The organism is Rhodobacter capsulatus, from assembly GCF_005144475.1.
GTDB lineage: Bacteria > Pseudomonadota > Alphaproteobacteria > Rhodobacterales > Rhodobacteraceae > Rhodobacter > Rhodobacter capsulatus_C.
This window is the reverse complement of the sequence record NZ_SWJZ01000005.1, coordinates 1-22,182: the sequence shown is the minus strand read 5'-3', so window position 1 is coordinate 22,182 and position 22,182 is coordinate 1. Positions and strand designations below refer to the sequence as shown.

Annotated in this window: 32 protein-coding genes; 30 read left to right on the top strand and 2 right to left on the bottom strand. The window is 64.4% G+C overall.

The genetic code is table 11. The annotated features are described in order from the left end of the window. From FBT96_RS00655 to FBT96_RS00610, 13 genes are all read left to right on the top strand, one after another. A partial coding sequence (locus FBT96_RS00655) for a phage head spike fiber domain-containing protein (protein ID WP_455769537.1) occupies nt 1-272 on the top strand: 272 nt, incomplete at its 5' end. Between the two features lie 36 nt (nt 273-308). After that, on the top strand, nt 309-557 hold the full coding sequence (locus tag FBT96_RS00650; protein ID WP_136904475.1) for a DUF2312 domain-containing protein: 249 nt from the start codon (nt 309-311) through the stop codon (nt 555-557). 130 nt (nt 558-687) lie between these two features. Further along, entirely contained in the window at nt 688-2,382 is a 1,695-nt protein-coding gene (locus tag FBT96_RS00645) for a hypothetical protein (RefSeq protein WP_136904474.1), read from the top strand. Next, entirely contained in the window at nt 2,382-2,549 is a 168-nt protein-coding gene (locus tag FBT96_RS20500; RefSeq protein ID WP_169583100.1) for a hypothetical protein, read from the top strand. The genes FBT96_RS00645 and FBT96_RS20500 overlap by 1 nt, the downstream gene beginning before the upstream one ends. Continuing rightward, entirely contained in the window at nt 2,546-2,698 is a 153-nt protein-coding gene (locus FBT96_RS20495) for a hypothetical protein (protein ID WP_169583098.1), read from the top strand. The genes FBT96_RS20500 and FBT96_RS20495 overlap by 4 nt, the downstream gene beginning before the upstream one ends. Then, nucleotides 2,698-2,871, top strand: coding sequence for a hypothetical protein (locus tag FBT96_RS20490; protein WP_169583096.1), 174 nt, complete (start codon nt 2,698-2,700; stop codon nt 2,869-2,871). Before FBT96_RS20495 ends, FBT96_RS20490 begins: the two co-directional genes overlap by 1 nt. 10 nt (nt 2,872-2,881) lie before the next feature. After that, nucleotides 2,882-3,226 carry a hypothetical protein gene (locus tag FBT96_RS00640; RefSeq protein ID WP_136904473.1) on the top strand — a complete coding sequence of 115 codons (345 nt, stop codon included), beginning with the start codon at nt 2,882-2,884 and terminating at the stop codon, nt 3,224-3,226. A gap of 9 nt (nt 3,227-3,235) precedes the next feature. Further along, entirely contained in the window at nt 3,236-3,421 is a 186-nt protein-coding gene (locus FBT96_RS00635) for a hypothetical protein (protein WP_136904472.1), read from the top strand. 10 nt (nt 3,422-3,431) lie between these two features. Beyond that, nucleotides 3,432-5,072 carry a DUF935 domain-containing protein gene (locus FBT96_RS00630; RefSeq protein ID WP_136904471.1) on the top strand — a complete coding sequence of 547 codons (1,641 nt, stop codon included), beginning with the start codon at nt 3,432-3,434 and terminating at the stop codon, nt 5,070-5,072. Next, complete coding sequence (locus FBT96_RS00625) at nt 5,065-6,324, top strand: phage head morphogenesis protein (protein ID WP_136904470.1); 1,260 nt, start codon at nt 5,065-5,067, stop codon at nt 6,322-6,324. The genes FBT96_RS00630 and FBT96_RS00625 overlap by 8 nt, the downstream gene beginning before the upstream one ends. An 11-nt stretch (nt 6,325-6,335) precedes the next feature. Continuing rightward, nucleotides 6,336-6,845, top strand: a complete 510-nt coding sequence (locus FBT96_RS00620) for a phage virion morphogenesis protein (protein WP_136904469.1) — start codon at nt 6,336-6,338, stop codon at nt 6,843-6,845. 214 nt (nt 6,846-7,059) lie between these two features. Further along, nucleotides 7,060-7,467, top strand: a complete 408-nt coding sequence (locus FBT96_RS00615) for a hypothetical protein (RefSeq protein ID WP_136904468.1) — start codon at nt 7,060-7,062, stop codon at nt 7,465-7,467. A 57-nt stretch (nt 7,468-7,524) separates the two neighbouring features. Beyond that, the gene (locus tag FBT96_RS00610; RefSeq protein WP_169583094.1) at nt 7,525-7,818 is read left to right on the top strand and encodes a hypothetical protein; all 294 of its coding nucleotides are present in this window, start codon (nt 7,525-7,527) and stop codon (nt 7,816-7,818) included. A 504-nt stretch (nt 7,819-8,322) separates the two neighbouring features. Here FBT96_RS00610 and FBT96_RS00595 read toward each other — a convergent pair. Continuing rightward, nucleotides 8,323-9,120 (bottom strand): DNA adenine methylase, encoded by a 798-nt coding sequence (locus tag FBT96_RS00595; RefSeq protein WP_136904465.1) that lies wholly within the window; start codon nt 9,118-9,120, stop codon nt 8,323-8,325. Nucleotides 9,121-9,300: 180 nt separating this feature from the next. Between FBT96_RS00595 and FBT96_RS00590 the strand changes: the two genes are divergently transcribed. The 15 genes from FBT96_RS00590 to FBT96_RS00525 all read left to right on the top strand — a co-directional run bounded on the left by FBT96_RS00590 (nt 9,301) and on the right by FBT96_RS00525 (nt 19,486). After that, nucleotides 9,301-9,537 (top strand): hypothetical protein, encoded by a 237-nt coding sequence (locus FBT96_RS00590; RefSeq protein WP_136904464.1) that lies wholly within the window; start codon nt 9,301-9,303, stop codon nt 9,535-9,537. A 3-nt stretch (nt 9,538-9,540) separates the two neighbouring features. Next, a complete protein-coding gene (locus FBT96_RS00585; RefSeq protein WP_136904463.1) occupies nt 9,541-9,750 on the top strand; it encodes a helix-turn-helix domain-containing protein in 210 nt (69 codons plus the stop codon). 208 nt (nt 9,751-9,958) lie between these two features. After that, entirely contained in the window at nt 9,959-10,957 is a 999-nt protein-coding gene (locus FBT96_RS00580) for a phage protease (RefSeq protein WP_212635349.1), read from the top strand. Further along, a complete protein-coding gene (locus FBT96_RS00575; protein ID WP_249306187.1) occupies nt 10,957-11,391 on the top strand; it encodes a hypothetical protein in 435 nt (144 codons plus the stop codon). Before FBT96_RS00580 ends, FBT96_RS00575 begins: the two co-directional genes overlap by 1 nt. 19 nt (nt 11,392-11,410) lie before the next feature. Next, complete coding sequence (locus FBT96_RS00570; protein WP_136904460.1) at nt 11,411-12,301, top strand: Mu-like prophage major head subunit gpT family protein; 891 nt, start codon at nt 11,411-11,413, stop codon at nt 12,299-12,301. Between the two features lie 81 nt (nt 12,302-12,382). Continuing rightward, nucleotides 12,383-12,757, top strand: a complete 375-nt coding sequence (locus tag FBT96_RS00565; protein ID WP_136904459.1) for a hypothetical protein — start codon at nt 12,383-12,385, stop codon at nt 12,755-12,757. 3 nt (nt 12,758-12,760) lie between these two features. Further along, nucleotides 12,761-13,189 (top strand): gp436 family protein, encoded by a 429-nt coding sequence (locus tag FBT96_RS00560; RefSeq protein WP_136904458.1) that lies wholly within the window; start codon nt 12,761-12,763, stop codon nt 13,187-13,189. Continuing rightward, nucleotides 13,189-13,617 carry a phage tail terminator protein gene (locus FBT96_RS00555; RefSeq protein ID WP_136904457.1) on the top strand — a complete coding sequence of 143 codons (429 nt, stop codon included), beginning with the start codon at nt 13,189-13,191 and terminating at the stop codon, nt 13,615-13,617. The genes FBT96_RS00560 and FBT96_RS00555 overlap by 1 nt, the downstream gene beginning before the upstream one ends. Further along, nucleotides 13,614-13,778 (top strand): hypothetical protein, encoded by a 165-nt coding sequence (locus FBT96_RS20485; protein ID WP_169583092.1) that lies wholly within the window; start codon nt 13,614-13,616, stop codon nt 13,776-13,778. Before FBT96_RS00555 ends, FBT96_RS20485 begins: the two co-directional genes overlap by 4 nt. Nucleotide 13,779: 1 nt before the next feature. Next, a complete protein-coding gene (locus tag FBT96_RS00550) occupies nt 13,780-14,718 on the top strand; it encodes a phage tail tube protein (protein ID WP_136904456.1) in 939 nt (312 codons plus the stop codon). 16 nt (nt 14,719-14,734) lie between these two features. Beyond that, entirely contained in the window at nt 14,735-15,067 is a 333-nt protein-coding gene (locus tag FBT96_RS00545) for a hypothetical protein (protein WP_136904455.1), read from the top strand. Continuing rightward, nucleotides 15,064-15,411 (top strand): DUF1799 domain-containing protein, encoded by a 348-nt coding sequence (locus FBT96_RS21550; RefSeq protein ID WP_136904477.1) that lies wholly within the window; start codon nt 15,064-15,066, stop codon nt 15,409-15,411. Before FBT96_RS00545 ends, FBT96_RS21550 begins: the two co-directional genes overlap by 4 nt. Before the next feature lie 3 nt (nt 15,412-15,414). Then, the gene (locus FBT96_RS00535; protein ID WP_169583090.1) at nt 15,415-18,543 is read left to right on the top strand and encodes a phage tail tip lysozyme; all 3,129 of its coding nucleotides are present in this window, start codon (nt 15,415-15,417) and stop codon (nt 18,541-18,543) included. Continuing rightward, nucleotides 18,540-18,962 carry a hypothetical protein gene (locus FBT96_RS00530; protein WP_136904454.1) on the top strand — a complete coding sequence of 141 codons (423 nt, stop codon included), beginning with the start codon at nt 18,540-18,542 and terminating at the stop codon, nt 18,960-18,962. The genes FBT96_RS00535 and FBT96_RS00530 overlap by 4 nt, the downstream gene beginning before the upstream one ends. Further along, nucleotides 18,959-19,486: a DUF2244 domain-containing protein gene (locus tag FBT96_RS00525; protein ID WP_136904453.1), complete on the top strand. Its 528-nt coding sequence runs from the start codon at nt 18,959-18,961 to the stop codon at nt 19,484-19,486. Before FBT96_RS00530 ends, FBT96_RS00525 begins: the two co-directional genes overlap by 4 nt. An 80-nt stretch (nt 19,487-19,566) precedes the next feature. Here the strand turns inward: FBT96_RS00525 and FBT96_RS00520 are convergent, their stop codons facing one another. Next, on the bottom strand, nt 19,567-19,983 hold the full coding sequence (locus FBT96_RS00520) for a hypothetical protein (protein WP_136904452.1): 417 nt from the start codon (nt 19,981-19,983) through the stop codon (nt 19,567-19,569). A gap of 86 nt (nt 19,984-20,069) precedes the next feature. Between FBT96_RS00520 and FBT96_RS00515 the strand changes: the two genes are divergently transcribed. Further along, a complete protein-coding gene (locus FBT96_RS00515) occupies nt 20,070-20,510 on the top strand; it encodes an NlpC/P60 family protein (protein ID WP_136904451.1) in 441 nt (146 codons plus the stop codon). Then, nucleotides 20,507-22,182, top strand: a 1,676-nt coding sequence (gene gpJ, locus FBT96_RS00510; protein ID WP_455769536.1) for a TipJ family phage tail tip protein, incomplete at its 3' end; no start/stop codon positions are given. The genes FBT96_RS00515 and gpJ, both read left to right, overlap by 4 nt.

Sequence of the window (22,182 nt, the reverse complement as noted above, 5' to 3'; positions counted from 1 at the left end):
TGGGCAATGGGGCGTCGGGGCTTCATCTCTGGGGCGCGCAGCTGGAGGTCGGGGCCGCGGCCAGTTCGGTCATTCTGACCGAGGCCGCGGCGGTGACCCGGGCGGCGGATCTGGCCAGCGTGGCGGTGGCGGCGGGAAGCTATGATATTCGCCGGGTCGATGCCGCGGGAACAGTTGATGCCAAGGGCATCGTGCATGGCGGGGGGGCCGTCAGCATCGGCGCCGGATCGCTTTATTCGCTGGCCTATTACCCTGTGGGGACGCTGCCATGACGCTGATCCATCCGACGTTTATCACCGAGGTCTGAAATGTCGAACGACGCCTATACCGTGGCCGCGGACGAACTGCGCCAGTTCATCGAGCAATACGAACATCTCGAAACCGAGAAAAAGGACATCGCGGAGCAGCAAAAGGACATCATGTCCGAAGCCAAGGCCCGCGGTTACGACACCAAGGTGATCAAGAAGATCATCACCCTGCGCAAGCGGGACAAGAACGACCTGGCCGAGGAAGACGCGATCCTGGACGTCTACAAGGCTGCACTCGGCATGCCCTGAAACCAATGCCGACGCGGGTGATCGCATCGGCCAGCGGGCAAACTTACAGGACCCATCACCAGTCTTCATTCGCGCCGCCTGAGCTTTCTACCACAGACCGCGCTCGAATCCAACTTCCAGGGAAAGACCAATGACCGCGCCGATCAGCCAGACCGAATGGGAACGCCAGCGCCGCGACGCCACCGAGGCGCTGCCGCAGGTGATCGACGCCGTCGGCCTGCCCAAGGTGCTGCTGCCGTATCAGGCGAAGGCGGTGGGCCTCCTCGACTCGGTCTCGCGCAACGTTCTCTTCGTCGAGAAGTCCCGCCGCGTGGGCCTCACCTGGGGGCTGGCCGCTTATGCCGTTCTGCGCGCCGGGCGCGAGCGGGCCGCCAAGGGCATGGACGTGATGTACATCTCGTACAGCCAGGAGATGACCCGCGAATTCATCGACGCCTGCGCGATGTGGGCCAAGGCCTTCTCGATCGCCGCGATGGCGCAGGACGAGCTGCTCTTCGAGGACGCGAACCCGGCCGATCCCACCGACACTAAGCACATCCAGGCGTTCCGGATCCGCTTTGCCTCGGGCTTCGAGATCCTCGCGCTCAGCTCGGCCCCGCGCGGGCTGCGCGGCAAACAGGGCGCGGTGATCATCGACGAGGCGGCCTTCGTCGACAGCCTGCCCGAGCTGCTCAAATCCGCGCTCGCCTTCCTGATGTGGGGCGGTCAGGTCGTCGTCTGCTCCACCCACAACGGCACCGACAACCCGTTCAACCAGACCATTCAGGACATTCTGGCCGGGCGATCGCGCTATCAGCACCTGCGGATCGATTTCGATGACGCGCTGCGCGACGGGCTTTACCAGCGCATCTGTTTGGTGACCGGCGAGACCTGGACGCCCGAGGCCGAAGCCGAGTGGCGGCAGAACATCATCGACTCCTACGGCGATGGCGCGGACGAGGAACTCTTTTGCATCCCGACGCAGGGCACGGGGGCATGGCTGCCCGCGCCGCTGATCGAGGCGCGCATGACGGCCGAGGCGCCGGTACTGCGCCTCGAACTGCCCGCCGACTACATGCAAAAGAACCACCTTGAACAGGCGATCCTGCTGACCCCGTTCATGAAGCAGCTGGCCGAGGCGCTGGTCGCGCTCGATCTGCGCCCGCATTACGCGATGGGCTTCGACTTCGGCCGTGTTGCCGACCTCTCGACCCTGTCTTTGCTGGCCATTGAACAGCGCTTGAAACGGCGTGAAGCGCTCTCGATCGAGATGCGCAACGTGCCGGGCGCGGAACAGAAGCTGATCGTCGGCGCGGTGCTGGAGCATGTGAAGGGGCGTCTGGTCGGCGCCGCCTTCGACGCCACCGGCATGGGCTGGACCGTGGCCGAGGACATGGGCCGGAAATATGGCCTCAAGGAAGCCGAGGACAGCCCGGGCCTCGTCTGGGCGATCAAGTTCACCGAGGAATGGTATCGGCTGCAGATGCCGCCGCTGAAGGGCGCGTTCGAGGATGATCAGATCCAGCTGATCCCCGATGCCGAACACCTGGCCGATCTGCGCATGGTCAAGCTGATCCGGGGCATCCCCCGGGTGCCCCCGGTGCGCGAGGGCGAGACCGGCAAGAAGCGCCACGGCGACTATGCCATCGCGCTGGCGCTCGCGCATTTTGCGTCGCGGATGCGCTGGGTCGAATATGGCTACCAGGCGGTGGCGAACCGCCACGAGATCCAATCCGGGCAGATGCACATGACCGCCGAGGCGGCGGATTGGGAGGATCTGGCCCTCGGCGCTGAGCGCGGTTGGTGGGACGGCCCGCTCGGGGCCAGCTTCAGGGGGAGCGTGTGATGGATCTTCTGGTTTATCTCGGCCTCGGCTTCTTCGGCCTCTGCTTCGGGGTCTGCATCGGTATGGGCGTCGCGCTCGGCTTCGAAATTGCGACTCTCGTGTCTGGCAAGGGCCGGTTCTTCAACTTCACCTATGCACGGATCCAGCATGTTGAGGAAAAGGAATGAAAACGTTCCTGATCATCGTGATCGCGCTGCTTGTGCAGAGCTTCGTGCACGAGGTGCGCGGCACCCCCAACATCGTCGGATGTTTCCTGCGCGGCCTTCTTGCCGTTGATGCCAAAGGGTTTTGCAGCGGGCAGGAGAAAAAATCCTGATGCCCCGCAAGAACCCCCGACCCGCCGCGAAGAAAAGGGCTGCGAAAATCGCCGCCAAAGCCGCTTTGAAGACCGTCTTCAAACGGCGCGCAGCCCCGATCCTTGCTCGGCCGCGCGCCAACGACCGCCTGATCCTCGCTGCCCTTTCGGCAGACGTGTACTTGATCCGATAGGAGCGAAGGCATGGCGAAGAAGTTCGACGACGTGCAGCCGGGTGATCAGCTCGAAATGCCCGCGCACCGCGGAGCGAAGATCTGGGGTGGGCGCGATGAGCGCGATCCGGATCGCGTGGTTCAGATCGGGATTGTAACAGACCGCTGGTTCGATCCGGTCGACCAGAAAGAGTATGTCGGGGTGGCGCTCCTTCGTCGCGGTGGCGTCTACGGCCCCCCGACCAGAAAGCACACGATCCTTGGGCTGGCAACGAATGGCTGGCGCCCTGCGTCGCGCGACTGGATCGCCTGGGTGAAGGAGAGGGACGAAGCGGTCGAAGTGGGCAAGGTCGTGCCCCTCAAGAAGTCCAGATAGGAGAGAGGCATGGCTGAAAAGGTTTGGAAATGTGCCGGGTGCGGCATTGAAGGGCCGGATACCATGCGCCGCTGCAACTGCGCGACGAACGTGGTTTGCTGCGGGCGCGAGGGGGCTTGGAAGACGAACCCGCCCTGTCCGCATTCTGGCGAGCCTATCGACATGATGGACGGGCGTTCAGGCAAGTCCAAATAAGGAGCTCACCATGGCTGCAAAGCTGATCCTGACCGACCGCTGGGGCAATCCGGTCGAGCGCAAGAACCTGACGCAGGAAGTGGCCGCGCCGACGCTGGGCGGCGTACGATCGCCGCTCTCGGGTTATCCGGGCGACGGGCTCAACCCGGTGCGGCTGGCCAATATCCTGCGCGCAGCCGACCAGGGCGACCCGGTCGATTACCTGGAACTCGCCGAAACGATCGAGGAGCGCGACCCGCACTTTCTGGGTGTGATCGGCACCCGCAAGCGTGCCGTCAGCCAGCTTGATGTCACGGTCGAGCCCGCCTCTGACGCGGCGCTCGATGTGCAGATCGCCGACATGGTCCGCGACTGGCTCAAGCGTGAAGAGCTGCAGCAGGAGGTGTTTCACATCCTCGACTGTATCTCGAAGGGCTATTCGGCGACGGAAATCGTCTGGGACACTTCCGAGAGCCAGTACATGCCGGGCAAGCTGATCTGGCGCGACCCGCGGCACTTCCGATTCGAGCGCCGGGATCTGAGCACGCCACGCCTTCTGGAAGAGGGCGGTCAGGAAGTGCCGTTGCCCGCGTTCCGCTTCATTTTCGCCGACATTCCGGCGAAGTCTGGCTTGCCGCTGCGCTCGGGCCTCTCCCGGGTGGCGGCCTGGGGCTGGATGTTCAAGGCCTTCACGGCGCGCGACTGGGCGATCTTCACCCAGACCTATGGCCAGCCGCTGCGGGTAGGCAAATGGGCCCCCGGGGCATCGGACGCCGACAAGGCGACCCTGTTCCGCGCGGTGGCGAACATCGCCGGCGACTGCGCCGCGATCATCCCCGACACGATGTCGATCGACTTCGTCGAAACGAAATCCGTCGGCGCTTCAATTAACCTTTACGAAAAGCGCATCGCCCACCTCGATCAGCAGATCTCGAAGGCGGTGCTGGGCCAGACCGCGACCACCGACGCCATTGCGGGCGGGCATGCGGTCGGCAAAGAGCACCGGCTTGTCCAGGAGGACATCGAGTCCGCCGACGCGATGGCCCTGGCGGCGATCCTCAACCGCGACCTGATCCGGCCGTGGATCCAGCTCGAATATGGGCCGCAGAAACGCTACCCTCGCCTCAAGATCGCCCGCCCGAAGGCCGAGGATCTGAAGCTGATTGCCGACTCGCTCGATGTGCTCGTGCGCAACGGCGTCGAGATCGAGGAGGCCGAGGCCCGGGCGCGGTTCGGATGGGCGCAGCCGAAACCCGGCGCGCGCATCCTCCGGCCGGTTTCCAGCGGCAACCAGCCGTCAACCATTGACCCGACCGACCCCACGGGGCGCAAAGGGGTCATTGAAGCGATCTCCGGGAAAATTAAAGGGGGTGCGGGGCGGTCTGGGGGTGACGTGGCCCTGCAACAAGAAGGGGCCTCCACGGGCGAAATTTCGGGGGGTGACCAGATCGGCGCGCTGGCCGAGCGTCTGGGGGTCGAAGCGCAGCCCGTCGTCGTGGCGATGATCGAGCGGATCGAGGCCATGCTGACCGCCGCCAGCACGATCGAGGATTTCCGGGCGATGCTCGAAGAGGGCTTCGGTGAGGCCGAGACGCAGCGCCTGGCAAACCGGCTCGCGGCCGCGATGCTGGCCGCCGAATTCGCTGGGCGCGAGGACGCGCTCGATGGCTGACGATCCGCTCGCGCTGCTGTTGCGCCGCCCCTTCGACGAACAGGTGGCGGCATTCCGGCTGCGCCTGCGCAACCTGGTGGGTACCACGCGATGGGACGATATCTCGGGCCCGGCGCATGATCGGGCGGGCATGGTGGCGGGCGCAATCAAGCAGGATCTTATTGCCGACATCCTGGGCGCCGTCGATCGCTCGCAGACCGAGGGCACCGGGCTGGAGGTGTTCCGGCGCGATTTCCGGGCCATCGTCGAAAAGCACGGCTGGCACGGCTGGACCGGCGAAGGCACCGCGAAGGGCGAGGCCTGGCGCACCAAGGTGATCTGGAAGACGAACATCTCGACCTCCTACGCCGCGGGCCGCTGGGCGCAGCTGAACGCCAAAGGCTTCAAGTTCCTCGTCTATCGGCACAGCAACGCCGAGCATCCGCGCTTGCAACACCTCGCTTGGGATGGCCTGATCCTGCCGATCGACCATCCCTTCTGGCAAAGCCACTTCCCGCCGAACGGCTGGGGCTGCGGCTGTTCCGTGCGCGGAGCGATGTCCATGGCGATGGCGATACGGCTGGGCGGCGATCCGGCGAAGAAACTGCCGACGGACTGGGCGATGCCGGATCCGCGTACAGGCGCCCCAAAGGGCATCGACCGCGGCTGGGATCACGCGCCTGGCGCCACCGTTGCCAACACCATCACGGCGCTGGCCGAAAAAGCCGGGAAATGGCCGACCAGCCTGGCGACGAACTTCATGCACGAGGTTCCGGCCGCGACCCGAGATGCCATTGCCACCGGCTACCGCGATGCGCCGTCCACCGCCGATGCAACCCGCCGTTGGGTCGAGCGTGTCTTGGGCGAGCGCGGTGGGGCCCCAATCTCGCCTGACGTTCTGGTCGAGCCACAGCGGACGCTCGGGCTCGCGACGGAAAACCTGAAGGCGCAGATCAACGACTGGGAGCCTGGGGCATTTGGGGGTGAGCCAGTTGACATGGCCATCGCCCCCATCGGCGTTCGAAATTCTCAACGCGCGGTAAAGGCGGGACACAGGCTGCCGACGCCTACGGATTTTGGGCGGCTCGGCACGGTGATAAATGATCCGGATTCGGTCACAATGGAAGCCGCCGGGCAACTGCGGCGGGTCAGGTTCACCAAGATGATCGGGCATGAACTGATCGACGCGGTGTTCACCTTCATGCCCGGGATCCCGCGGCTCTACCTGGACCAGCTCACAATCCGTCAGGCGGGCGCAGCATCTATACTATAAGGAGTGTCGCCGTGATCTCGGTGGAAGTGCAGGACAAGCAGATCACCGCCACGCTGGCCGGGATCGAGGGCAAGCTTGCCAACCAAGGCTCGCTCATGGCGCAGATCGCCGAGCTGCTGCTCGACAGCACCGTCGAACGGTTTCAGACGGGCACGGCGCCCGACGGCACGCCTTGGGCGCCTAAGAGTTCGACCACGATCGCCGCCTACGAGGCCCGCAAGGAGCCGGTCTCCCTTAAGCCGCTGATCGGTTCAACGAAGACCTTAAGCGACATCAGCAACTTCGCCACCTCTTCGGGCGACGACTGGGCCCGGATCAGCTCGCGCGCGATCCAGTCGGCCGTGATGCAGTTTGGCGCCGAGCAAGGCGCATTCGGGGCGTTCATGGGCATCGACAAGCGCGGGCGGCGGCATTTCCACTCGATCCCCTGGGGCGACATCCCGGCCCGGCCGTTCCTCGGGATTTCGGCCGAGGACGAGGAGAACGTGTTGGCGGCGATCGGGGAGTGGATGGCACTATGATTATCGCGTCGTCTCGCTAATGACCGTGGCTGAGACCTCCACAGACATTCTGACGCACACATCTTTTTGCTTGACGTGCTAACGCTGCGTTAGTATAAGGGGGACATGGAACCGAGGCGATGCCTCAAGGGATGGAGATAGAAAAGCGATCAAATCGACCACCGAGCACGCAGATTACATCCGCTCGCTGCAAAACTGATAGAGGAACAAGATCATGACCAACGACTTCGGAATGGGGCAGTTTGACCTGATCCCCTACACCAAGAAAGCCTTTGACTTCATCGACGCGATCTACCCCGGCCAGAACGCGCGGGCGATCATGCACATGCGCCCGTCCGCTCTCGCGCCGGAACAGCCCGGCGATTGGGAAAAACACAACGACCGCATGGCCGCGATCAAAACGGCCGGTCTCAGCATCGGCCCCGGTGAAATAACTGACGAAGCGCAGAAGATCTGGAATACCCGCCATCTCGCCAGCATTTGCGCCCAAGCCGATGCGGCCGAGAAGCGCGCCGAAGAAGCCGAGCGCGCCAACGCTCCGAGCGCGGCCGACGATCGCAGAAAGGCCGACGATCTGCGCGCGACGGCCAACCAACTGGCCGCCTTCTACTTCGGCGAATGACCGCCTCGCCAGTGCAGCCCTACGGGGCTGCATTTCCGGACGATCAAACATCAACCGATGGAGATGGAAATGCACAATTTCATTCACAACATTGCGCGCCGGGATGCCGTGATCGAAAAATTCAACGTCGCCCAGAAAGTCGAAAAATATACCCGCAACAAGAAGTTGTCGTTCTCTCTGGGCATCCCGGATCGCAATGGGCAAACCAGCGTCAGCATAGACAATCATGGGGTCGTGCGATTTTACGACGCGGTTGATGGCGCATTTGGCGCTGGCGGTCTGGTGCACGAAGAAACCGAAAGCCCGGAGATGATTGAGTGGCTGCAAGATCAAGCCGCTCGTGCACAATAGGAAAAAATGAATTCGGGTGGAGCGCAATGCGCCCCACCCGTCAGAAACCGCGGCAAGCCGCAACTGAACATCACTATGCTGCCTGCGTGAGCAGCATCACCGCGCGAGGTCGCGGTGTCAACATGAAGTCGTGAAATGACCCTTCCTGACCCGTCACCAGTCAGTGATCCTCGGCCGTTCTGCGATGTGCTGAGGGCGTGGCTCGATACTCGCCAATTGACCGCATACGCCGCCGCTCCGATTCTCGGCACGACACAGCAATCCATCGGACGCTGGCTCTCGGGTCAGCCCTGTGCCCACGAGCGAGCCTATCGGGCGCTGCTCTCCATCTCGTAAATTGCATCGCGCGCTGCGTAGCAGTTATCTCACTTGGCCCGATCTTCGTGCAACCAGCGCCCAGATTCCACGCTGCGTCTGTCCATTCGATGACGGTTTTTTGTGCCATAATCAGCTCATTATTTGCCGATCAAACGACCAGTTGGCGCGGCGCCTGCCCGGCAGCAGCTATTTGCTGACCGGGCCCATTATCAGCATCTCAGCCGCCTCCATGTTGCGCGCTTTCCCAGAAACCGAATAGGTCGTCGCGATCGGATCGATCTTCGCCCAGGCGAACATCTCTCGAATCTCGGGCACGTCGTTGATCGACAGAACGAACCGCCCCTTGATGCCACGCAGCACCTCGGCGATCCGCCAGAAATCCTCCCGGCTGAACATCGCCTTGCCGTAGTCATCCTCACAACCCCAGTAGGGCGGATCGAGGTAGAACAGCGTTTCAGGGCTATCGTAACGCGGGATGAACTCCGCCCAGTCCAAGCACTCGATCACCACCCCGGAGAGCCGCGTGTGCAAATCCTCAAGCATTGGCTCCAGCGTCGTCAGGTTGAAACGCCCAGGGCGATCCTTCGAGACGCCGAAGTTGCGCCCGCGCACCTTGCCGCCGAAAGCGGTGCGCTGGAGGTAGAGGAATCTCGCCGCGCGTTCGAGGTCGGTCAGCGTTTCCGGGTTGGTGTCGACCAGGCGGTTGAACTCCGCGCGGGTGGTGAGCTGGAAGCGCAACACTTCGAGGAACTGCGGGTAGTGGCGCTGCAAGATCCGGAACAGGTTTGACACGTCCCGGCCGCGATCGTTGATCACCTCGGCCTTCGGGCGGCGCGTGCGGCGCAGGAACACCCCGCCCATGCCCACGAAGGGCTCGCAATAGGTGGTGCAGTCGATCGCATCGATCATGGCGCAGAGTCGCTTGGCAAGGTTGCGCTTGCCGCCCAGCCAGGGGGCGACGGGGGACGTGGGCTCGACGATCATGGTGATTTCCTCATGCTTAAGTAAGAACACAACAGGAACATTACGCAGCGACGAAGCTGAATTGAAGGAATTTGACAACCTTGCCAAAAATGTGCGCAAAGCGCACTTTTCGCTTGATTTCGCCGTGCGCAAAGCGCACATTCAGAACATGAAAACTAGGCGACTCCTCAAGGGATGGAGATGAAAATGACCAACATGCACCCGCTTTACGAAGTTAAAGCCGATCGCGAAACCGGCGAGTGGATTGGCGAGCCGCAAAGCACTGGAGAGGCAGTTGATTTTGCCGAATGGTGCGCCCGCAAAGACACTGACACCGAGCATTTCGACCACTACGAGGCGTCCTGGAATGAGATTAATGATTTTGGCGACGAAATGCGCAAAGAAGAAACCCGCGCACTCCGTGTGATCTGGGCTTGATTCATGACCCCCACAGAATTCCACGAGGCCAGGCAAAAGCTTGGCCTCACCCAAGCAGAACTCGGCGAGCGGACCGGCTACAGCCGGACCCAAATCACCCGCATTGAGGCCGGAAAAACCTCCGCCGTGCCAGCTGCTCTTGCGCTCGCCGTCCGCGCCATGCTGCAGCTTGGTGCGGACCCGGAAAAATGGTCAAAAACAACCACTCAATGACGCTGCGATCGCTGCAGGTGTCTATGTCTGATGTCTCGCCGCAGCCAGCGCGGGCATCAAACTGCCCCCCTTGACCGCCTCGCGCGATCTCGCGCAGGATGATCTTGCGGCCTGAGGCTGCGTCTCCACACACCGTTGTGGCTGAAATCGTGTTCACCGACCTGCGATTGTCGCAGGCATGAGCACATCGAAACCCCATATCGCCCTCATGCAAGCCCAACCTCTGCCCCACCAGGGCGAGGTGCCGGACTGGATCCACCTGATCCCGGCCGGGGCCGAGATCATGACGCAGGACCGGCGCGGGCCGTATCGGCTCGACACGCAAAGCGTCGTGGCCTCGCTGGCCCCGGGGGCGAAGCTTCCCATCGACGAAAACCATGCCATCGACCTCGCCGGGCCGCGGGGCGAGCCTTCGCCTGCGCGGGGCTACATCACCGAACTGCAGGCGCGGGCGGATGGCATCTGGGGCCGCGTCGACTGGACCGAGGCCGGTCGGGCGCTGATGGCCGACCGGGCTTACCTCGGGATCAGCCCGGCCGTCGTGCATGACGGCGAAAAGCTGATCATCGGCCTCGCCCGGGCCTCGCTCACCAACAAACCCAACCTGCGCGGGCTGACCGCGCTCCACCAGGAGACCAGCATGTCCCTTGCGGCTGTGGCCAAGGCCCTTGGCCTGTCCGATGATGCGGGCGAGGATCAGATCCTCGGCGCGATCGGCGAAATCAAGAAACCGAGCGCGACCGAGACCGCGCTGCAATCGAGCCTGGCCGAGATCGGCGTGGCGCTCGGCGTGACCTCGGCCAAGCCCGAGGACATCCTGGCGGCGGCGAAAGCGGGCAAAGGCCCCGATCAGGCCGTCGTGGCGCTGCAGGCCGAACTGGCCACCGTCACCACCGAGCTCAACACGCTGAAGACGACCGGTGCGCGGGACAAGGCGACGACCTTCGTCGATGGGGCGATCAAGGACGGGCGGGTCGGCGTGAAGCCGCTGCGCGAACATTACATCGCCATGCACATGCAGGACCCGGCCCGGGTCGAGAAAGAGATCGGTGCGATGCCGGTGCTGAACGGTGGCGTCGTCGTGCCGCCCACGCCGCAGCCGGCCAATGGCGAGGTCGCCCTGCAATCGGCGCAGATCGAAGCCGCGAAAGCGCTCGGCATCGATCCCAAGGATTACGCCGCCACCCTGAAAACGGAGACCCTCTGATGGCCCTCGTCGCTGACCGCAACACGCCTGCCTATGCGGGCGATCTGCGCGAGGGGCCGGTGGCCGCTGCGCAGCTCATCTACGGCGGGGCCATGGTGATGGTGAACGCCGCCGGTTACCTGGTGAAGGGCCAGACGGCGACCGGCCTGATCGGCGTCGGCCGCGCGGAAGCTCGTGCCGACAACTCCGCTGGCGCCGCCGGGGCGATCACGCTGCGCTACAAGCCGGGCACCTATCGGTTCAAGAACTCGACCGCGGGCGATCTGATCACGGCCGCCGACATCGGCAAGGCCTGCTACGCGGTCGATGACGAAACCGTCGCGCTCACCTCCGCCACCAACACGCGCTCTCCGGCCGGGACCATCGACTCGGTCGATGCGAACGGCGTCTGGGTGCGCTTCGACGCCGCGCTGACCCGCGCCGCGCTCTCCTGATCCCCGGAAAGGACTGACCATGCTCGTCAATGCCGCTACCCTCGACGCGCTGCGCGTCGGCTTCAAGACCTCGTTTCAGAACGGGCTCGGCCAGGCGCCGAGCCAGTACGAGCGCATCGCCACCATCGTGCCCGCCAACACCAAAGAGGTGAAGTACGGCTGGCTCGGCAAGATCCCGAACGTGCGCGAATGGATCGGCGCCCGGGCCGTGCAGAACCTGTCGCAGTCCGACTATTCGATCAAGGAAAAGGCCTGGGAACTGACGCTCGGCGTCGACCGCGACGACATCGAGACCGACAACCTCGGGATCTATACGCCGCTCTTCACCGAATTCGGCCGCTCGACCGGCGCGAAGTGGGATCAGCTGGTGTTCGCGCAGCTCAAGGCCGGGTTCACCACCAACTGTTACGACGGGCAGTATTTTTTCGACACCGATCACCCGGTGCTTGATGCCGACGGCAACACCATCACCGTCTCGAACACGGGGGGCGGGGCGGGCACGCCCTGGTTCCTCCTCGACACCACGCGGGCGCTGAAGCCGATCATCCTGCAGCGCCGCCGCGACTTCGAATTCGTGTCGAAGACCAAGACCGACGACGACCACGTCTTCATGAACAAGGAATTCCTCTACGGCGCCGACGCCCGCGCCAACGTCGGCTTCGGGTTCTGGCAGATGGCCTACGGCTCGAAGCAAACGCTCGACGCGACGAACTATGCCACTGCCCGGGCGGCGCTGATGGGCATGAAGGGCGATTACGACCGGCCGATGGGCATCACGCCCAACCTGCTTGTCGTTCCGCCCACGCTCGAAGGGGCCGCGAACAAGCTGATGAAGAACGAGCAGATCAACGGCTCGGACAACGAGTGGAAGGGCACGGCCGAGGTGCTGGTGGTGCCGTGGCTCGCATAAGGGGCTGATCGCCGCAAAGGCGGTCGGTTTCCCGAGGGGGCGGGTCAACCGCCCCCGACGATAAGCCGACAGGAGATGAACATGGCGCGCAGCCCCAAAACCAAGGTCGAAACCGAAGCCGTGGCCGAAGAGACGACCGCGAACGAGACCGATGCCGCGGCGACAGAAGAAGAAATCGCTCCGGTCGAGCCGGAATCCGAAACCGTTTCCGAAGGGCAGGATGCCCAGCCGGACAGCACCGAAGACAGCCTCGACACCGCTCAGGCGGCAGACCAGGCCGAGGTGCAACCCGCGCCCGCTGGCATCACGGTGACGATCACCGGCCCGCAACAGGGCCGCTGGCGTGCGGGCCGTCATTTCTCGGCCGCGTCCACGGTGATCGACATCGACACGTTGACCGAGGATGAGCTCGAAGCGCTGCGGGGCGATCCGATGCTGACCATCGTGGTGGGGTGAGCCGTGGCTTACACGACGCAGGCAGACCTGATCACGCGCTATGGCGAGCCGATGCTGCTCGGCTTGACCGATCTCGGCATGCCCGCCTCGGGCCAGATCGACTCCGACATGGTCGCACGGGCGATCTCTGATGCCGATGCGTTTATCGATGGCTATCTGCGCGAACGCTATGTCGTTCCGCTGGCCTCGCCGCCGCCGGAGATCTCCGCGATTTCCGCGGCCATCGCGATCTGGAAGCTGCACAGCTTCGAGCCCGGCAAAAAGATCGAGATCGACTATCGCGATGCGCTGGCGGCGCTGAAGGACATCGCGAAGGGCCTGATCAAGCTGGACGCAGCCACCGTGAGCACGGTCACCACCGGCAGCACCGGGGCCATGATCACCGATCGCGAGCGTCCCTTCACCGAGGCAAACATGAAGGGCTTCATCTGATGATCGAGGCGATCATCCAGAAGCTCACGGCCGAGGTGCCCGAACTGGGGCCTGTGATGGGCGCGGTGGATTTCAGCGCGCTGGTCGCGGGCGGGAAGATGCCGCAGACCACCTACAGCGCCTTCGTCCTGCCCGCCGGTCTGATCGGACGCACTGCCGAGGCGGCAGCTGGCGCCTTTGTGCAGACCTTCGACGAGGCGGCGAGCATCATCCTGGCGATCCGGTCTTTCGAGGCGGCGGGCACCCGCGCGATCGATCCGCTGCGCGCCCTGGTGATGAAGGTCTTCGAGACGCTCGGCGGCTGGACCCCGGGCGACGAGAGCGGCGCGCTCGTCCTGCGCACGGGGCGGCTGGTGAGCATGCAGGCCGGTCTCATCGTCTACCAGATCGATTTCACCCTGACCGATCAAATGAGGATCGCACGATGACGGACCCTGTCACCCCCGCGCTGCCCACCGAAGGCGGCAGCTACATTCGCCAGCCCGATGGCTCCCTGGAACGGCAGGTCGAGCCCGAGGCGGCGCCCGAAAAACCTGCCGCCGCGGCGGTCACGCCGAAACCCGGCAAATCCACCGTGAAGGAGGCTTGAAATGGCCATCTACTGGAACTCCAAGGTGCTGCTGTTCAAAATCGAGGCGGCCTACGGCACTGACCCGACGCCCACCGGCGCCCTCAACGCGATCCTGGCGACGCAGATCCGGCTCTCGCCGATGGAAGGTCAGGACAAGAGCCGCGAGCTGGAGCTTCCCTACCATGGTGCGCAGGCGACGATCCCGACCGACCTGCACATGAAGCTCGCTTTCCGGGTTGAGGCGAAGGGCTCCGGCACCAAGGGCACCGTGCCGGCCTTCGGTCCGCTCCTGCGGGCGTGCGGCATGGCCGAAACGATCATCGCCACCACGTCGGTGACCTACAACCCGATCTCGAGCGGGCATGAGGCGGGAACGTTCTACCTCTGGATCGGCAGCACGCTCTACAAGATGAAGGGTTCGCGTGGCACCGCCACGCTGCACGTCGACAAGCAGGACATCCCCTATTTCGAATTCGACTTCACCGGCCTCTTCACGGTGGCTTCGGAAGTCGTGCGGGCGACGCCGGATCTTGCTGCCCAACTGGCCAACAAGCCAAAGGTCGCTAACAGCGCCAACACGCCGACGTTCTTGATCAACAGCGTCGCTTTCGTGATGCGGTCCTTTGCTTGGCGCTTTGCGAACTCCGTTGAGCCCCGCTTCCTGATCGGATCCGAATCCGCGGAAATCACAGGTCGCGATGACGCCGTCGATACGACCGTGGAGGCGGTGCCGGTAACGACGTTCAACCCTTATCAGTTGTCGATCGACCAAACGACCATGCCGCTGTCTCTCGTGCACGGAACTGCCGCTGGCAAGATCATGACTGTGAACCTGCCTGCGTTGCAATTGCAGCGGACCACCTCGCTCGAAAACCAGCAAAACATCGTCGAATGGCCCCTGAAGGGCCTCGCCCTGCCGGTGAACGGCAACGACCAGGGCACGATCGTCTTCACCTGAGAAACCCGGAGAGAACATGTTTCAGCGCGTCAAATCCCCCGAATTCAGCCATCCCGTGAAGGTTTCCGTGCCGGTCGATGGCGGCCACACCAATGCGACCTTCACCGGCCGCTTCCGCGTCCTCACGATCGACGAGGCCAAGCCCTTCGATCTCATGACCACCGAGGGCACCACCGCCTATCTTCAGGCGATCTTCGTCGGCTGGGGCGAGGATTACGTCGACGAGGACAAGGCGCCGGTGCCCTATTCGGATGCCGAGCGGGATCAGCTGATCTCGACGCCCTATGTCCGCATGGCGCTCCTCGAAACCTACAACGCGGCGCTCCTGGGCGCGAAGCGGGGAAACTGATCGAGGCCGGGCGACGCTGGGCGCGCGGCGATCTCGATGGCACGGCCCTCGACGAAGCCCAGGAAGACGCCGCGCGCTGGGGCCTCGACCTGCCCGCAGATGCCCTGGCCCGACCGGCATTCGAGCTCTGGGAAGCCCATGTTCGGCCTCTTGAAGCGTTCCTGGCGGTCTGCGGCCAATGGCGAATGGTGCCCATGGGAATGCGCGGCGCTCGGTACCTGGCCCTCGACTATGCGGCGGTGGCGCCTGGCCTCGCGCTCGCGGGCATAACTCTCAGCCCTGACGAATGGGCCGATTTCCGCACGATCGAGGCGGGGGCGGCCACGGAACTCAACCGGGATTAAGGCATGTCCACGCAGACCCAGCTCGAAATCATGCTGCGCGTTATCGCCGACCAGGCGCGGCGCGAACTCGGGCAGGCGAAGGGCGATGTGCAGGCGCTGACCGGCGCGGCGCGTGATCTCGGGGCACAAGCGGGCCAAGGTCGCGAGGGGCTGGCCGTCCTGGGCGCCGGTGCGGCCGGGGCGGGCAAGAGCCTTGCCGAGGCCAGCGTGGCGGCGCTCGACACCTCGGCCGCAATGTCGAACATGATGGCCGCCGCCGGGCGCGGTGCGACCTCGCTGGCCGGAGTGCAAAACGCGGTCACCGGCCTCACCTCCAACATCTCGGCGCAGGTCACCGAGATGCTGGCCGCGCAGCGGGAGACCGCGGCCTGGCAGTCAGAGCTCGATCAGTTGCGCGCCCGTTTCAACCCGCTCTTTGCGGCGTCGAAGCAATACGAGACCTCGCTGCGCGAGATCGCCGAGGCTGAAAAGCTCGGCGCATTGAGCGCCGCCGAGGCGGCCGCAGCCCGCGACCGCGCCGCCCAGGTGCTGACGGTCATGCCCGCACAGTTTCAGGCGTTGGGCGCATCGTCGGCGGCCTCGGCCGCCCATGTCGCGAACCTTGGCTACCAGTTCAACGACATCGGCATGATGCTGGCCGCCGGGCAGAATCCCATCATGCTGATGATGCAGCAAGGCACGCAGGTAACGCAGGTATTCGACCAGATGCGGGCCTCCGGGATGTCGATCGGCACAGCGCTGCGCTCGACGTTGATGGGTCTTTTGAACCCGGCCAATCTTGCAACAATGGCTGTGATCGGCATTGGCGCCGCAGCGGTGCAATGGTTCGTGGCAAGCCGCGAAAAGGCCAAGTCGTTCGAAGATGCTCTTGCAGATCTCGAAAAGGCCTCCAAAGCCGTTCAAACGGCGTTGAAAGATGCGCGAACCGGTATCGGTGACCTGACTGACGAGTTCGGCGATGGTGCGTCGAAAGCTAGGGAAATCAACCTTGCGCTGCTGACTTTGGCTCGTGCCGAAGCAGCGCAGGCAGTTAAGGACTCGATCGCAGGAATAACGGACGCCATTGGCGATGTTTCGACATTCGGCGTCGTCAGGTTGGACAAACTCGAAGACAAGTTCAACCTGACCAACAAGGGAGCCGTGCGTGTCAAGGATGCGCTCGATCTATTTCGCCATGCGCGCACCCTTGATGATCAGCAACTCGCAGCGGAACGTTTGGCAAAAGCTTTGGCCGATGCCGAGTACAACACAGATGGCGCTTCCGATGCAGCACTGGCATTCGGAACGAATGTCGCCAAGGCCGCACTCGAAGCGCTCAGAGTGCAAGGCTACACCGAGCAGGCCGACAAAGCGGCCCAGTCACTGGCGAAAGCAGGCATTCCGGATCCGTTCGAGAAAGCTGCCGACGCTGCAAAACGGCTGGCTGATGAAACCATGCGGGCTCTTCAGGTGTCGCGGGAATGGGCTTCAGCGACAGCTCCTGGAGTGGGCTTGCGTGGGCTCGACGACGAACGGGGCTCGCAACGCGACGTCATCGCGAACATTTCGGAATATCGTACCGAGATGCAGCAAACCGGCCGCGAGATCCTGCGCACGCAGGCCGAGAGCCTCGGGCAGTTGCAGCTTGAGGCGAGCCTGATCGGTCAATCCGAGGAAACGCGCCGTCGGACTCTGGCTCTTTACGAGGCCGAGCTGCAGATCCGCGAGCGCGGTATCAGCCCGTCGAGCGGCCTGGCGGCGGACATCCGGCAAAATGCCGTCGCGATCCGGGAATTCGAGGCGCAGATCGATCGTGTCAAGGATGGCTGGAAAGCGGTCGAACGCGCGGGCGAAGACGCGATCGACGGGGTCTTTGATGCCTTGCGGCAGGGCGACGTTGGGGGCGCGCTGGACAGCCTCGCCTCCGAAATCGGCTCGATGTTCGAAGAGCTGGCGGTCAAGAACCCTTTGAAAAACGCGATCCTTGGCACGAACTATGCCACCCTCGGTGATGTCGGCGGGCTGCAGGGCATCTGGGATCGCTTTACCGGCAAGGGGCCCCAGGTCGATCCGAGCCAAGCCGCCGCAGCGGCGATGCGCACCGTGGCCAGCATGAACGTCACCGCGGCGACAGTGATCATCGGCGGCGCGGGCGTGGGCGGGCTGGCGGGCGGCATCGGCGCGGGCGGCGGGATGGGCGGGCTGCAGGGCTCGGCCGATGTGCAAAAGCAGGTCTGGCAGTTCTTTGCTGGCAAGGGCTTGAAGCCGCACCAGATCGCAGGCGTCATGGGCAACGTCAGCCAGGAGAGCGCTTTCAACCCGCTGGCTGTGGGCGATGCGGGGCAAGCCTATGGTCTTTTCCAGCACAATGACCGCAAAGGCGCGCTGCTCGGGGCCATCGGCGGCAAGCAGCACCTCGGCAATGTGCAGGCCCAGCTCGATTTCGCCTGGCGCGAGCTGATGACCTCGGAAAACGGCGCCTATCAGCGGTTGATGGCGTCGAAGAACGTCACCGAGGCTACCGGGGCGTTTGCGGGCTTCGAACGTCCGAAAGGGTGGAGCGCCGCGAACCCGATGGGCTCTGACGGCTGGGCAAACAGGCTTGGTGCGGCCGAGCAGGCGATGGCGAAGTTCGGCACGACGACGACGCTCGCCACGGGCCAGCTGGGTACGATGGGCACCGGTTTCGACACGTTCGGCCAGGCGCTTGGCAGTGCCGTGCAGGGCGGTGGGGGCGGCGGCTTCTGGGGCACGCTCTTCTCGGGGATCATGAGCGGGCTCGGAATTCCCGGCTTTGCGGGGGGCGGTCAGCACGGCGGCGGGCTGCGTATCGTCGGCGAAAACGGACCCGAGCTCGAATATACGGGGCCGAGCACGATCGTGCCCGCCGATCTGACCCGGCGCATCCTGAGTGGCGGGGCTCCGGCCAATTCGGCCCAGGCGCCGGTGTTCATGGTGCAGCCGCAGATCATCAACAACACCGGTCGCCAAATGAATGTCGAGGTGCAGGAAGTCACCGACAGCCGAGGCCAACGGCAGCCCCGCTACATCTTCTCGGATCTGGTCGGCGATGGCCTGACCACGCCCGGCGGGCGCGGGCGGCGGGCGATGCGGGAGTTTTACAACGTCTCTCCGGCGGGGATCTCGCGATGAGCTATCCCGTCTGGCCCTCCGATCTGCCGCGGCCCGAGCGCTCCAGCTATCAGCTGCAGCCGCAGGACGCGCGGCGCAAGCGCGGCTTCGAGAGCGGCCCGCCCGGCTATCGGCGGCGGTTTTCGGCGGTCGCGAAAATGGTCACCCTGTCGGTGATCCTGACTGCCAATCAGCGCGGCGCCTTCGACAATTTCTATGCCGATGACTGCGCTCAGGGCGCGTCACTGTTCTGGATGCCGGACGCCACCCGCGACGGCTGGGCGCTGCTCACCCATGACGGGCAGCCGCTGCTGACCCATGACGGGCAGCCGATCCAGCTTGCCTCGCGGTGGCTTTGCGCCTGGGGCGATGCGCCGCCGATCGAGACGATCCAGGGAATCGAGTTTCGCAAGCAGTTCCAAGTGGTGGTGATGCCATGAGCCGTCGTGTCTCCCTCAACGCCCGTCTAGCGCAGATCGATCCGGTCTCGGCCGAGATCGATGTGGTGCTGATCGAGATCACCCACCCGGATCTCGACGCGCCGATCCGGCTCAGCACCGACAACACCGAGCGGATCTCGGACGAGCCGCTGATCTATGGCACGCGGTCCACCTGGCGCGGGGCCGATCCGACCACCGATCCGTACCTCTGGATCATCGCCTCGGCCGTGCTGCCTGACGATGCCGAGGACGCCCCGGCGCAGGCGCAGATCGTGCTCGAAAATCTCGATGCGACGCTGACCGAGCTGCTGCACTCGTACACCGACATGGCGACCGTCGCGGTCGCGGTGGTCGAGGCCGCGACGCCGAACCTGATCGAATCGGAGTGGCACGGGATGCTGCTCAGCACTGCCGATGGCACCTCGTCCGAGATCACGCTCAGCCTCTCGCGCGACGAGATCGAGCTGGAGCATTTCCCGGCCGGGCGGATGACCCGTCAGAAATTTCCCGGGCTGTGGAGGTAAGGAGGATGGAATGCGCTCTCATGAAGTTCGCGGGGCCGACCGATATCAGCGTTTCGAATTGCGGCTCTCCGAACGCGAGATCAGTTGTTCAAACGATGGGGTGGAACAGATCGTTCCGCTTCGCGAAGAAGCTGATGAGCAAGATCGGTCATAGCCTGCTTCGGCATCAGGAATGCCTTTGGGCCAGAAAGCGTCTGGAAAATGACCGCTCCGTCTTCTGTGCCAGGCACCGTGGCAACGCTGACTGTTTCCGGCTTGATAGCCGTCATGCGCATTGTGTCGCCAGCCTGACCCGCGGTCGGATCAATTTGCCTGCGTCTGGTTTCCATTTGCGCCGAGAGATCTCCGAGACGGCCAATGAGAAGCTGTACCAACTCCTGTCCCAAAGCGAGGCGGATCACCTCAGGCCCAAGTTCGAATTCCAAAACAGCATGGTCGATCCCGTCGGCGAGAAAGAACCGCACGTCGTCGATGAAGGGCGTCGGCTTGTCCGTCATTTCCGTCTCCTGAAATTGCGATTCGAATTTATTTGCGAGCTGATCGTCGCACGGGTTGCCGCCATTGGCAAAGACGGGCGTTTCGCATGACCTGGTCAAACCGCTACATCGGCATCCCCAACCTCGATCACGGTCGCTCGGCCGAGGGCGCGGACTGCTGGGGGCTGGCCTGCGTGATCTACCGCGAGGAGCTGGGGATCACGCTGCCCGAGTACCTGGGCTATGGCTCGGTCGAGGAGCATGGCGAGATTGCCGCGCTGATCGAAGGGGCCAAGACCTCGCCTCTCTGGGTGCCGGTGACCGGCCCGGCGCTCGCCTTTGATCTGGCGGTCTTCCGGCGCGGGCGGCTTTCGACCCACCTCGGCATCGTGATCCGCCACGGGCTGATGATCCACATCGGCCAGACCCATTCCGTGCTGGCGGACTATCGGCGCGGCCCCTGGGCGCACCGGTTCACGGGGCATTGGCGGCACCGTTCAAGGGCCGTTGAAATGCCCGTGCAGATCATTTCGGAGGCCGCGCGATGACTGATCTGCGCCCCATCCCCGCCCCCATCCATGTGCTGGCGGCCCCGCAGTTTGACCCCGGCCGCGGGCGGATCACGCTGGATGTCCCGCATGGCCTGACCGTGGCCGAGATCGTCGCCCGGGCGCTGCCTGCTGCCACCGAAGCCGATCTGGCCCGCGCCCGGGTGGCGCTGGTGACCGATCGAGGTACGCAGATCGTGCCGCGCGAGATCTGGGCGCTGGCCCGGCCGCGCCAAGGGGTCCGCGTCGTGATCCGGATCACGCCCGGCAAGGGGGCGCTGCGCTCGATCTTGTCGATCATCGTTTCGGTCGCGGCAGTCGCGCTGACCGGGTTTCTGTTCCCGGGATTTGCGGTCGGGGGCTGGCAATGGGGGCTGGCGGTCGCGGGCTTCACCATCGTCGGCCAGCTGCTGATCAATGCGCTGATCCCGCCCGTTAAACCTGACAGCGAGGCCAAGACCACCTACAGCATCAGCGGCTGGCGCAATAGGCTGGAGCCGGGCGCCGCGGTGCCGGTGGTGCTGGGCAAGATGCGCTATGCCCCGCCCTTTGCCGCCACGCCGTATACCGAGATCGTCGGCGATCAGCAATTTGTCCGCGCCGTCTTTTGCCTGGGCGAGGGCGAGGTGGCGATCGACGGCATGCGGCTCGGCGAGACCTCGCTTTCCGAATATGACGAGGTCGAGACCGAGATCCGCTATGGCGTGGCCGGCGAATTGCCGCTCAGCCTCTATCCGCGCCAGGTGGTCGAGGAGCAGATCGGTGTTGAACTGACCCGTCCCTATCCGCGGGACGACGCGGGCAATATCACGCAGGTGCCCGAGGAATATGAGGCCCGGCGGCGGGTCTCGGACGGCGACGGCGGCTGGCGCTGGGAGACCTATACCGCGACCCGGATGGTGAATGCGCCGACCACGGCCACGCCCGTCGTGCGCACCACCGGCCCGGATGCCGCGGGCGCCAGCATCATCCTCGCCTGGACCGGCGGGCTGTTCAAATACGACGACGACGGCAAGCGGCAACCGCACGGGGTCTCGATCAGGATCGAACAGCGGCTGATCGAGGCCGAGGAATGGCAGCTGGTGACGCAGCTCGACATCGTCACCACCAAGGCCGAGTCGTTTTTCCGCCAGCATTCGTGGTCGTTCCCGACCCGTGGCCGCTGGCAGGTCCGGCTGACGATGCTGCAGGACGAGGCCACCGACAGCAAGATCAGCCAGCGCACCACCTGGGCCGCGCTGCAGACGATCCGGCCGGAATATCCGCTGGCCTATCCGCGGCCGCTGGCGTTGGTGGCGCTGCGGATCAAGGCTACGCATCAGATCAGCGGCTCGATCGACAATTTCAACTGCTTGGTGAGCCGGATCTGCCGCGACTGGGATGCCGCCTCCGGGGTCTGGGTGCGTCGCGTCTCCGAAAACCCAGCCTCGGCCTATCTGGAGGTGCTGAGCCACCCGTCGAACCCGAAAGCGGTGGCCGATTCCGGCCTCGATCTCGATCTGCTCGCCGACTGGGCCGAATGGTGCGCGGCCGAGGGGCTGACCTATAACGCGGTGCTGGAGGATCAGGGCACCACGCTGCGCGACGTGCTGACCGAGATCGCGGCGGCGGGCCGGGCGACCCCGCGCCACGATGGCATCCGCTGGGGCGTCGTCATCGATCGACCGCTGGT

Excerpts from the sequence above, each read along its gene's own strand:
- FBT96_RS00650 (WP_136904475.1), top strand. The coding sequence starts at position 309 with ATGTCGAACGACGCCTATACCGTGGCCGCGGACGAACTGCGCCAGTTC.
- FBT96_RS00645 (WP_136904474.1), top strand. The coding sequence starts at position 688 with ATGACCGCGCCGATCAGCCAGACCGAATGGGAACGCCAGCGCCGCGAC.
- FBT96_RS20500 (WP_169583100.1), top strand. The coding sequence starts at position 2,382 with ATGGATCTTCTGGTTTATCTCGGCCTCGGCTTCTTCGGCCTCTGCTTC.
- FBT96_RS20495 (WP_169583098.1), top strand. The coding sequence starts at position 2,546 with ATGAAAACGTTCCTGATCATCGTGATCGCGCTGCTTGTGCAGAGCTTC.
- FBT96_RS20490 (WP_169583096.1), top strand. The coding sequence starts at position 2,698 with ATGCCCCGCAAGAACCCCCGACCCGCCGCGAAGAAAAGGGCTGCGAAA.
- FBT96_RS00640 (WP_136904473.1), top strand. The coding sequence starts at position 2,882 with ATGGCGAAGAAGTTCGACGACGTGCAGCCGGGTGATCAGCTCGAAATG.
- FBT96_RS00635 (WP_136904472.1), top strand. The coding sequence starts at position 3,236 with ATGGCTGAAAAGGTTTGGAAATGTGCCGGGTGCGGCATTGAAGGGCCG.
- FBT96_RS00630 (WP_136904471.1), top strand. The coding sequence starts at position 3,432 with ATGGCTGCAAAGCTGATCCTGACCGACCGCTGGGGCAATCCGGTCGAG.
- FBT96_RS00625 (WP_136904470.1), top strand. The coding sequence starts at position 5,065 with ATGGCTGACGATCCGCTCGCGCTGCTGTTGCGCCGCCCCTTCGACGAA.
- FBT96_RS00615 (WP_136904468.1), top strand. The coding sequence starts at position 7,060 with ATGACCAACGACTTCGGAATGGGGCAGTTTGACCTGATCCCCTACACC.
- FBT96_RS00610 (WP_169583094.1), top strand. The coding sequence starts at position 7,525 with ATGGAGATGGAAATGCACAATTTCATTCACAACATTGCGCGCCGGGAT.
- FBT96_RS00595 (WP_136904465.1), bottom strand. The coding sequence starts at position 9,120 with ATGATCGTCGAGCCCACGTCCCCCGTCGCCCCCTGGCTGGGCGGCAAG.
- FBT96_RS00590 (WP_136904464.1), top strand. The coding sequence starts at position 9,301 with ATGAAAATGACCAACATGCACCCGCTTTACGAAGTTAAAGCCGATCGC.
- FBT96_RS00585 (WP_136904463.1), top strand. The coding sequence starts at position 9,541 with ATGACCCCCACAGAATTCCACGAGGCCAGGCAAAAGCTTGGCCTCACC.
- FBT96_RS00580 (WP_212635349.1), top strand. The coding sequence starts at position 9,959 with ATGCAAGCCCAACCTCTGCCCCACCAGGGCGAGGTGCCGGACTGGATC.
- FBT96_RS00575 (WP_249306187.1), top strand. The coding sequence starts at position 10,957 with ATGGCCCTCGTCGCTGACCGCAACACGCCTGCCTATGCGGGCGATCTG.
- FBT96_RS00570 (WP_136904460.1), top strand. The coding sequence starts at position 11,411 with ATGCTCGTCAATGCCGCTACCCTCGACGCGCTGCGCGTCGGCTTCAAG.
- FBT96_RS00565 (WP_136904459.1), top strand. The coding sequence starts at position 12,383 with ATGGCGCGCAGCCCCAAAACCAAGGTCGAAACCGAAGCCGTGGCCGAA.
- FBT96_RS00555 (WP_136904457.1), top strand. The coding sequence starts at position 13,189 with ATGATCGAGGCGATCATCCAGAAGCTCACGGCCGAGGTGCCCGAACTG.
- FBT96_RS20485 (WP_169583092.1), top strand. The coding sequence starts at position 13,614 with ATGACGGACCCTGTCACCCCCGCGCTGCCCACCGAAGGCGGCAGCTAC.
- FBT96_RS00550 (WP_136904456.1), top strand. The coding sequence starts at position 13,780 with ATGGCCATCTACTGGAACTCCAAGGTGCTGCTGTTCAAAATCGAGGCG.
- FBT96_RS00545 (WP_136904455.1), top strand. The coding sequence starts at position 14,735 with ATGTTTCAGCGCGTCAAATCCCCCGAATTCAGCCATCCCGTGAAGGTT.
- FBT96_RS00535 (WP_169583090.1), top strand. The coding sequence starts at position 15,415 with ATGTCCACGCAGACCCAGCTCGAAATCATGCTGCGCGTTATCGCCGAC.
- FBT96_RS00530 (WP_136904454.1), top strand. The coding sequence starts at position 18,540 with ATGAGCTATCCCGTCTGGCCCTCCGATCTGCCGCGGCCCGAGCGCTCC.
- FBT96_RS00525 (WP_136904453.1), top strand. The coding sequence starts at position 18,959 with ATGAGCCGTCGTGTCTCCCTCAACGCCCGTCTAGCGCAGATCGATCCG.
- FBT96_RS00520 (WP_136904452.1), bottom strand. The coding sequence starts at position 19,983 with ATGACGGACAAGCCGACGCCCTTCATCGACGACGTGCGGTTCTTTCTC.
- FBT96_RS00515 (WP_136904451.1), top strand. The coding sequence starts at position 20,070 with ATGACCTGGTCAAACCGCTACATCGGCATCCCCAACCTCGATCACGGT.